At 73.9% G+C, this 9,096-nt stretch carries 7 protein-coding genes; 2 read left to right on the top strand and 5 right to left on the bottom strand.

Translation table 11 applies throughout. The features are described from left to right. Positions 1–112: 112 nt before the first annotated feature. The 5 genes from ABTY40_RS28525 to ABTY40_RS28505 form a co-directional block, all read right to left on the bottom strand. Positions 113–1,747, bottom strand: coding sequence for a trypsin-like serine protease (locus ABTY40_RS28525; RefSeq protein ID WP_352062149.1), 1,635 nt, complete (start codon positions 1,745–1,747; stop codon positions 113–115). A 131-nt stretch (positions 1,748–1,878) separates the two neighbouring features. After that, entirely contained in the window at positions 1,879–2,379 is a 501-nt protein-coding gene (locus ABTY40_RS28520; RefSeq protein WP_352062148.1) for a hypothetical protein, read from the bottom strand. A 134-nt stretch (positions 2,380–2,513) separates the two neighbouring features. Continuing rightward, on the bottom strand, positions 2,514–2,912 hold the full coding sequence (locus tag ABTY40_RS28515; protein WP_352062147.1) for a hypothetical protein: 399 nt from the start codon (positions 2,910–2,912) through the stop codon (positions 2,514–2,516). Further along, positions 2,909–6,430, bottom strand: a complete 3,522-nt coding sequence (locus tag ABTY40_RS28510) for an ALF repeat-containing protein (RefSeq protein WP_352062146.1) — start codon at positions 6,428–6,430, stop codon at positions 2,909–2,911. The genes ABTY40_RS28515 and ABTY40_RS28510 overlap by 4 nt, the downstream gene beginning before the upstream one ends. A gap of 690 nt (positions 6,431–7,120) precedes the next feature. After that, positions 7,121–8,116 carry a helix-turn-helix transcriptional regulator gene (locus ABTY40_RS28505; protein ID WP_352062145.1) on the bottom strand — a complete coding sequence of 332 codons (996 nt, stop codon included), beginning with the start codon at positions 8,114–8,116 and terminating at the stop codon, positions 7,121–7,123. Positions 8,117–8,196: 80 nt separating this feature from the next. Here ABTY40_RS28505 and ABTY40_RS28500 point away from each other — a divergent pair, with 80 nt between their 5' ends. Beyond that, a complete protein-coding gene (locus ABTY40_RS28500; RefSeq protein WP_352062144.1) occupies positions 8,197–8,490 on the top strand; it encodes a hypothetical protein in 294 nt (97 codons plus the stop codon). Positions 8,491–8,720: 230 nt separating this feature from the next. Continuing rightward, on the top strand, positions 8,721–8,858 hold the full coding sequence (locus ABTY40_RS28495; protein ID WP_352062143.1) for a hypothetical protein: 138 nt from the start codon (positions 8,721–8,723) through the stop codon (positions 8,856–8,858). Positions 8,859–9,096 lie beyond the last annotated feature (238 nt).

Genomic DNA, 9,096 nt, shown 5'->3' with positions numbered 1-9,096 from the left:
CGGGGGGCACCCGCCCGCGGGGGCCCCCCCCCCCCCCCCGGGGGGGGGGCCCGCCCCCGTGTGACGGCGTGCCGGCACACGGCTCGGGGCCGCGTGCTGCCCGCCCCGGGGATCAGCCGGTGTAGGTGGCGGTGATGGCGAGATTGCCGGGGGCCGCGGGCACTCCCACGAGGGGTGCCGTCACCGGTGCGTCCCAGGTGCGGTCGGTGTGGCGGGTGGTGTGGAGCAGCTTGCCGTCGGTGGTGGTGACGGCGACCTGGACCTCGCCGTTGACGGCGGCCGCGGAGACGGACTTGGCCGTCACCACGCCCAGGATGCCCTTGAGGTCACCCCAGGGTGCCCAGGTCCCGTTGAAGTGGCGGACGGTGTGGTACTGGCGGGTGCCGTTGTCGGTGGAGATGACGAGGTGGGTCTCGTCGCCGGTGCCGGCCATGCTCAGGGAGGTCACCGGTCCGGTGGGGCCGACGGCCTGGGCGACGTTGCCCCAGCCGAGCCAGGTCCCGCTGGTCTGGCGGATGGTGTGGTACGGCTTGCCGCCGCTGACGAGGCCGACGTGGAGCTCACCGCGGACACTGGCGGTCGCCGCCGCGGTCACGCCCGTGAGGGAGCCGTTGATCTGGCGGAAGGGGGTCCAGCTGCCCGCGCCGTTGCGGACGGTGTGGAAGGCCTTGCCGTCGGCGACGGCGACGACGTGGAGGTCGTGGCCGATGGAGACGGCGGAGACCTGGGTGAGGTTGCCGAGGGCGTTGGCCACGCCGAACACGTCACCGAAGGTGGTCCAGGTGCCGTCCTGCCTGCGGACGGTGTGGAAGAGGCCGCCGCTGGTGCTGATGGCCAGTACGTGGGTGTCCCCGTTGACACCGGCGGCGGCGGTGCTGCGGATCCCGCCCAGGCCGCCGACCTTGGCCTGGAGGTCGGTGTATCCGGTCCAGGAGCCGTCGGGGAGCCGGGCGGCCTGGTAGAGGCTGGTGCCCGCCTGCACGAGTGCCTTGGTCTGCCAGCCCGGAGTCGTGGCCCGCACCCCGTCGATCCACTCGCGCAGCCCGTCGGTGCGGGCCGCCAGGGCGCCGGTACGGGTCTCCGCGGGGTCGGTGCCCAGGCAGCCGCCCTGCCAGGACCGGCTGTTGATGCCGACGAGCTCGCCGGCGGCGTTCAGGAGCGGCCCGCCGGTGTCGCCCTTGCAGATGGCGTCGGTGCCCTTCCCCGTGACGGTCAGGGTGGTGGCGTCGGAGGCGTTCAGGGTGAATGCGCCGGTGTGGGCCTTGCCCGGCGCCCATTCGGTCTTCGTCCGCCCGAGGCCCACGGCGGTCAGATCGGCGTCCGCCGCCGGGGCGGCGCTCGCCGTCGTGATGCCGGCGGGGCCGGTGGCGGGGGTCCTGAGGCGGGCCATGACGACGTCCCGGTCGGTGCGCGGGACCAGCTCGGCGACCTCGATCCGCTTGCCGTCGCCGAGGGTCACGGTGGACTTCAGCGCGGGGACACCGGCCGGCAGCGTGGTGCCGGGCGTCGCGGCGAAGCAGCTGGAAGCGGTCAGGACCCACGAGGCGTCGACGAGGGAGCCGGTGCACCCGCGACCGGTCGCCTCGTCGCCGATGGTCAGCTTGACGACGGAGGCGTACGGGCCGGCCGCCGCCTCCGGGCCGGAGACGGCCTGGGCGGCGCCGGCGGGAACGAGGCCGGCGGCGACGGCGGTCGTGGTGACGAGCAGACCCGGGATGCGGGCGGTGCGCGGACGGAGTGCAGACATGTGCGGTTTCCTTCGGGAACGGGATGCGGTGGGCGCATGCCCCGGAATTCGGCCGGGCGGGTACGGGGCCCGTGGTCGGCCGGTGACACGGGGCACGACGGGGATCGGGAGTGCCTCGCGGTCGGAGCGGTCTACTTGGTGACCCGGATCTCGACCAGGACGTGCTCCCGGCTGTCCACGGACTCGCCGACCCCTTCCCAGGTCTTCGCGGGGATGTCGTACTCGACGCGGTCCTCCTCGGCGGTCATCGCCAGGTGGGTGTTGACGGAATCGTCGGTGCGCACCCCGTGCACGGACGGGAGCTCCAGGGTCAGGAAGCCCTCGTCGGCGGTGACCTTGAAGCACACGTCGGCCCGGCCGCGGGCGAGGAACCTGAGGAGGTTCTCCTCGCTGAGGCAGTCGGCGAGCACGATGTGGCCGTCGCCCCGCTTGAGGTCGATTCCCTGCTGGGCCAGGATCTTGTCGGCGTCGGGATAGTTGTAGTCCTCGATGGCGTACCCGGGGCCCGTCTCGGCGACGGGCTCGCTGGTGGGGGCGGCGGACGGCTGGCCCGCGGCCAGCACGGCCCATGCCAGCGCACCGGCCGCGGTCGCGGTTCCCAGCGTGCGCGTCCATGCCTTGCGTGAAGTCATCACAGTCCTGAATTTCCTCGGAGTCGGAGTCGGAGTCGGAGTTGGTGTCGTCGGGGGCGGGGTCGGGGGAGCGTTCTCCGCGACCCCTTGGTCAAAGCTGGTGCGAAGAAGGGGAGGTGGGCGGCGGGCAGCCGCTACGGTGCCGCCGTTCTGGAGAGCCTCAGGGAGGGCGGTCCGTCCGGGTCCGGGCGGAACTCCACCGTGTTCCCCCCGCTCGGGTAGAGCTGGAGGCCGGCGACCGGGCCGAGCCCGCCGCTGTCGACCGACAGGTAGACGAAGTCGCCGCCCGCCCGGTCACCGAGCCACTCCCACCGGCCGCTGAAGTCGGCCGGGTCGGAGGAACCGTCCGTCACCACGTCCACGGCGGAGAACGTCCCGTCGGACGCGAGCCGCAGCTGGGCACCCGTGCCGTCGTCGCGGTAGACGCCGGGCAGCTCGGCGGGGTCGACGGATGCCGTGCACCCCGAGACGAGCGAGACGGCGGCGGCCAGGAGGGCGGCGAGCCACCCGGCACCCGCCCTCCCGGGCGTCACGGGCCCAGCGTGACGTCGAACTCGATCACCTGGGTCTTGGGTGACATCGGACCGGAGTCGCCGACGATCTTGTCGACGAGCGAACCCACGCTGTTGCTCCACCAGTCCGTGTAGCCGATGACCGGAGGGTGGGTCGCGGACTCGATGTCCGACTCGTTGTAGGCGGTGTACCGCCACACGACGGAGCCGTCCGCGTTCTTGCGGATGGGCGTCATCCGCACCTGGTGGGACCCCAGGAACGTGTACGCGAGATTTCCCGTGAGTCCGGCCGTGGACAGCGTCCCGTAGTCCTGGAGGTACTTCCACGCACCGTCGAACCCGCCGAGGGAGTAGTCGTACTTGAGCGTGTGGCCCAGCTCGTACTCACCCGTGCGCGTACGGTTGGCGAAGAAGGCGAGCGCCTCCTGGGTGTGCTGGTGCTCACGGTAGACGCGGGTGAAGTCGTCGTTCGGGCCGAAGCACTGCGACGTGGGGCCCTTGCCGGTGAGCCAGCTCCAGCCCAGTTCCCACGGGTTGTTGCCGTTGCCGGACTCGATGGGCCTGCCGAACGGCGTCAGGCAGCTCTCGGCGCCCTCGGGCAGGCCGTTCGTGCCCGGCTTGATGGGGGTCGTCGCGTTGTCCAGCGCCTTCTGGATCGCCTCCTGCCTCGCGGCCTCGAGGACGAGGTGCTTGGCCCGCAGTGCCGACTGCGCGGCCGCGTCGGCGCTCGCTCCCGCCGCGAGCGACGCCTGGCGGGCCGCCGCGGCAGAAGCCGCGGCGTTCGCGGCGTGGGAAGCGGCCTCGGTGGCCGATCGCACGGCGCGGGTCGCCGCGCTGCGGGCCACACTGCTCGCCTGACGTGCCGCCGCGGCCGCCTGACGCGCGGTCTCGGCGGACCGGGCGGCCTCGGCCGCGGACCCCTCGGCGGCCTCGGCGTTCTTGCGCGCTTCCTCGGCGGACAGCTTCGCGGCCGCGGCGTACCCCTTGGCGAGCTCGGCCCACTCGGTGGCCTTGGCGGCGGCGTCACGGGCCAGGGCGGCGGCCTCGGAAGCCCGTGCCGCGTTCTCCTGCGCCTCCTGGGCCGTCTTGGCGGCGCCCGCGATCATCGCCCGGACCGCGCTGATGTGCGTGGCGTGGTCGTGGTCGATCCGCGCGAACTCGTACTGCGTGGTGCCGATGAACTGGCGCAGCATGTGCGTGTCGCCCTCGAGGGCGATGGTGGCGGCCGCCTTGACGTAGGGGCCCCCGTTCCGCAGCAGGGTGGTGGCCGCCACCCGATCGTCCTCGTGGACGGCCCTGGCGCGCTCGACGTGCAGGAAGTCGTGCAGGGCCCGGGCGGTGCCGGCCTCCAGTGCGGCCACGGCCGCACGCCGCACCGCGGAACCGGTGGTCTCGTCGGCCAGGACCGTGGTCACCTCGACCCGGTTGTCCTCCTTGGCCGCCTCGATCGCCCCGCTCTCCAGGAACGTCCGGACCTTGGCGTGGTCCTCGGTCCTGAGCACGTCCACCGCGGCCAGCGCCACGTTCTTCGTGGAGATCGCGGCCATGGCCGCCACGTTCTCGATGTTGTCCTGCCGCAGGGCGATGAGGCGGTCGGCGTCGATCCAGTGGACGACGTCCTCGTCCGAGCCGGCCAGCGCGAACTCCGCAGCCTGCCGGGTCCAGGTGCCGGACCGGTCGACGAGGCCGATCGCGGCCTTGCGCCCGGCCGCCACGGCCTCGGCGGTCCTGCCGTCCCGCAGCGCGGCCTCCGCGGAGGCGATGAGCGCGAGCAGATCCGCGGACAGGCGCGCCTCCTGCGTCCGCTCCCGGTTGTACCGTTCGAGCCGGCCCGACTCCGCGTCCGCCTCCAGCCGCGCCCGCTCGATCGCCTCGGCGGTCTCCTCGGCCAGCCTGGCGGCTTCGGCCTCCCGCGCCGCCCGCTCCACCTCGCGCGCCTTGTCGACCGCCGCGGCGGCCTTGGTGGCCGCGTCGACGGCCGCGTTGGCGGCCTCGGTCGACCGGTTCGCGTAGTCGACCGCCTGACCGGCGTGGTTCGCCGCGTCCAGAGCCCGCGCGGCAGCCTTCTCGGCGTGGTCGGCGGCGCTTTCGGCCGCTTCGCGCGCCACGTGGGCGGCAGCCGCCGCCTGCCCGGCCAGGCTGCGGGACTTGGCCGCGGCCTGCGTCGCCCTGGCGGCGGCGGCCTCCGCCACGGCGGCTTCCCGCTGCGCGACGGCGGCCTCGGACTGCGCGGCGCCGGAGGCCAGGGCCGCGTCGGCCGAGGCCCTCGCGGCCGACGCCGCGTTAAGCGCCGATCCGGCGGCGGCCGCGCCCGCGGCCTCGGCCGCTTCGGCGGCGACGGCCGCGAGGCCCGCCTTCTGGGCCACCGTGCGGACGTACTGGACCATGGCCGTCGCCGCCCGCGCCGCCGTCCGGGCCGCCTCCGCCATCGCGGCGTCCTTCGAGGCCCCGATCGCCGCGCGGTAGGCCGCAGCCGCGGCCCGCCCAGCCGCCGCCGCCGCAGCGGCAGCGGCCTGCGCGGCGGCCACGCAGCGCTGCGAGGCGGCCTGCGCGGTCCGCGAGGCCGACACCGCGGTCGCCGCGGCTGCCGCAGCGCCCCTGGCGGCCTGAGCCGCCTTGTTCGCGGCCCTGGCGGAACGCTGGACGTCGTTCTCGGCGGCCTCGGCCTCGGCCTTCGCCTCCAGCGCCGCCTTCTTCGCGTTCTCGGCGGCCTTGACCGCCTGCTGGGACAGCTCGACGGCCTCGTCCGTCTTGCGGCCTGCGCGCTGCCCTTCCGCCTCGACCACCTTGACCAGCTGCTGGATCGTCGCCGTTTCCTCGTCACGGGCACGGGCGATGTACTGGCCCGTCTCCAGGAACCACCGGATCGCCCGCGGCGTCCCGTCGTCCAGCGCCCGCTTCGCGTACTCCCGCACCTGCGGCGACGCCGTCACGAGGATGGACGTCACCCGCACCCGCTCGTCCTCCTCCTGAGCGGTGAACTGCCGCCCACTCAGGAAGGCGCGGAGCGCGAAGTCCGAGCCGGCGTCCAGCGCGGCGGCGCCCTCTCGCTTCACGGCACGGCCACCGTGCGCCATGACCGTGGTCACGGCCACCCTGAGATCCTCACGCACCGCGCTCTGGAACCCGCCCATGAGGTAGGCCTCGACCGCCGCCGCGCCGCCGGACAGCGCCGCGCCGATGCTCTCGCGGGTCGCCCTGCCCGCCATCACCAGCGACCTCGTCAGCGTGAACCGGTTGTCCTCGGCCCTGGCCGCGGGCAGCCTCTCCGTGAGGAACGCCGCCACGTCCGCCGCGCTCCCCACCAGGGCCGCGGCGGCCGCGGCCCGGACGGCGCGCCCGCCCGTCCGGTACGCCCAGACGACCCGCCCGCGGTCGGTGTCCGGCAGGCCGGATCCCGCGGGCAGGGAGGCGACCCCGTCCGCCGCGAACGCCGGGCGGCTGAGTACGGTGCACTCCGGCAGCACACATGCCGCTGCCACCCCCGTGAAAGCGGCGAGTATCTGACGTCTGCTGAACTGTCGTGAACGCTGAGCCATCACGACTCCCTTCCCCTGCGGTGTGATCCCTGCCAGGACGTGCTCCCGGCCCGACGGACCCAAGTGGTCGGTGGCCGCGATCCGGTACGTCGCGTCGGACTCCGGATACGGGTCCCGCGGTGACGTGCCCTGCGGCGTGCCGGCCGGGTCACGCTGCGCTCCCTGGCGGCGATCACCACTCTCGGCGCACGGGGAAGGCGAGGGGAAGGGGGTACGGATGGCCGGAAGCGTCCCTGGCCTGATCTGGCCGGGTGGGCTTCCCGGCGCACTCTCCCGAGGCGCCTCGGGCTGCTGAACAGGTGTCAGGGTCGGGGAAGGACCGCTCGGTCGGGGAGAACGCGCGGGATGCGTCGGCGGTCGGCGGGAGAGCTCGATACGCCGGTACGCTCCTCACCGCCGCGCCGTACGAGGAGTCACCGGGCCGTGCCGGGGGGCGGCCGGGACACCGGCTGGTCTGGCCGCTTGCGGTCCAGGCCTCTTCAGGCCAGGAGGCCCGGCTTCCCCCGGCGGCGGGACGCGGAAAGACTGGGGTCGCCCGGCGGCGCCGACGAGACGGCACCACCGCTCCGCACCCCACGAACCGCTCTCTCCGCCACCACCCATTCCGGGATCACGATGCCTGCTCACCCCTCAGCGGTCCGCACGGTCCCCTCGCCGGCCGGCCGGAGCGATCCCCCGGGCGAGGCGCACTCAGTCCGGCTGCGCGGGCAGCCATCCGTGCTGAACCGCCCGGACACCCGCCTCGAACCGGCTGCGCGCGCCCAGCCGTTCCATGAGGTCGTTCGCGATGCGGCGGGCCGTCCGCGTGGACACCCCCAGCCGCTTGCCGATCGTCTCGTCCGTGTGCCCCTCGGAGAGGAGGGAGACGAGGGCGGCCTCCTGCGCGCTCAGGCCGTGGACGTCACGGACAGGTGCCTCCCCGAGCGGGTGCGCCGTGGCCCACACGCTCTCGTACAGTGCGCACAGCGCGGTCAGCGTTCCCTGCCCGGTCAGCACGACAGCGCCGCCCGCGGTGTCTTCACTGCTCACGGGGATCACGGCGGTCGACCGGTCCACGATGATCAGACGGGTGGGCAGAGAAGCCGCGGTGCGCACCTCTCCGCCCAGCGAGGCCGTCCAGCGCGCGTACTCCACCGTCGGCCTGTGATGGCGGACGCTGTCCAGGTACACCACCCTGGTCCGGACCCCGCGCCCCAGCAGCTCGGCGTCCAACGGCCGGGACGCGGCGATGTTCTCCTCCGTCTGGGGCCCGCCGGGCGCGAACGTCATCACCTCATGGCGGACCTCACGCGTCAGCCGCGCGAGACGGTCCCGTATCCGGTCCAGGCCGATCAACTGCTCGACTCCCGGGCTGGCACCGGCCGGCCGCAGGTCGGCGTACTCGGAGATCAACTGGGCGGCCGCCGCGCGGGAGGCCTCCAGCCGCTGCTGCTGGGCGGCGATCCGGGCCTGCTGGCGGGCCATCAGGACCTCCATCCCGAGGTCCGGCGAGACCGCGCGCAGCCCCCCGTTCTCGGCCGACGGCCGGACCAGCGCGAGCTCGCTGAGGACGTCGAGTCCGTCCCGCACCTGTTGTTCCGTCGCGCCGACACGGGCGGCCAGAGCCGCGACCCCGCCCCCCGGAGCGGCCAGCATGGCCCGGTAGACGGCCTCCGCCATCGTGTCGAGCCCCAGTGCAGACAGCATGTAATTCCCCCCGGAAGTACGTATCCCCAGCACAAAAAGATCATCATATGCCCGCAGTGGGCGGGAAGAAGGAAGGGGTTATGTACCTCGTGCACGCGCACCTGCAACCGCCCGACCAGGGCGGCGGACTGCCACCCGACGTGCGCGCCCTCGTGTACGGGTGCGCCCTCCCCGAGGACGGTCTGGAGCACGTCAGCGTGCACGGCGACGCGCAGGCACCGGTGCTGGGTCTCTTCCTCCTGAACGACTCGCTGGCCCGGGCGGAGACGAGCGCGGCAGCCGTCTGCGCCCGGCTGCTGGAGAGCCGCCCCGAACTGTCGGGCTGGACTCTCCTGCGCGCGGAAGCCCCGCTCATCGTCCTCGACGGACGGTGACGGGCGACCTGACACCGTCCGGGGTTCCGACTCCAGGTGGACACAAACGGCCGCTGCCGTTTCCGTCCACGCGCAGGCCCTTTCACCTCCACCGGCGTGCGGCGAAAGTGGTCCTTGTCCGAAGGGACACCACTCCCGGAGGCACGCGGACCGGAAAGCGCCACCGCGGGGCGCCACCCGTCCGGACACGTGTCCGACGTACCGTCAACGCTCAGGAACGGAAGAACCCCATGTCTCGCATGCGCGTCACCCAGGCCACCGCGGTCCTCGTGCTCGCCCTCGTCGCCCCCCTGTTCGCCGCCTCGACGGCAGCTGCCACATCCGCCCCCGTCGCCACCACGGCGCAGGGCAACATGGGCTGGCAGTAGGAGTTCCCCCCGGCGCACGGCCGGGCCGGTTTCGGCCTCACCTGACACACCCTGTCCGCCCGGGCCCCACGCTCCGCTGTTCGCCGGGGCATGGCCTCTTCCACGGTGTCGGTCGGCGGCAGGCGGCCCACGATCGGTGACGACCTCACCTTCGGCGTGATCGTCAGGCTCCGCTCCGACGGGCCCGGGGCGCGGGCGGGGGCCCCGGGGGCGGATGGCTGTCCGTGGCTGCGGCAGT

The sequence above is a fragment of the Streptomyces sp. NPDC126503 genome (assembly GCF_040302405.1).
Classification (GTDB): Bacteria; Actinomycetota; Actinomycetes; order Streptomycetales; family Streptomycetaceae; genus Streptomyces; species Streptomyces gulbargensis.
This window is presented reverse-complemented; position numbering and strand designations above follow the sequence as displayed.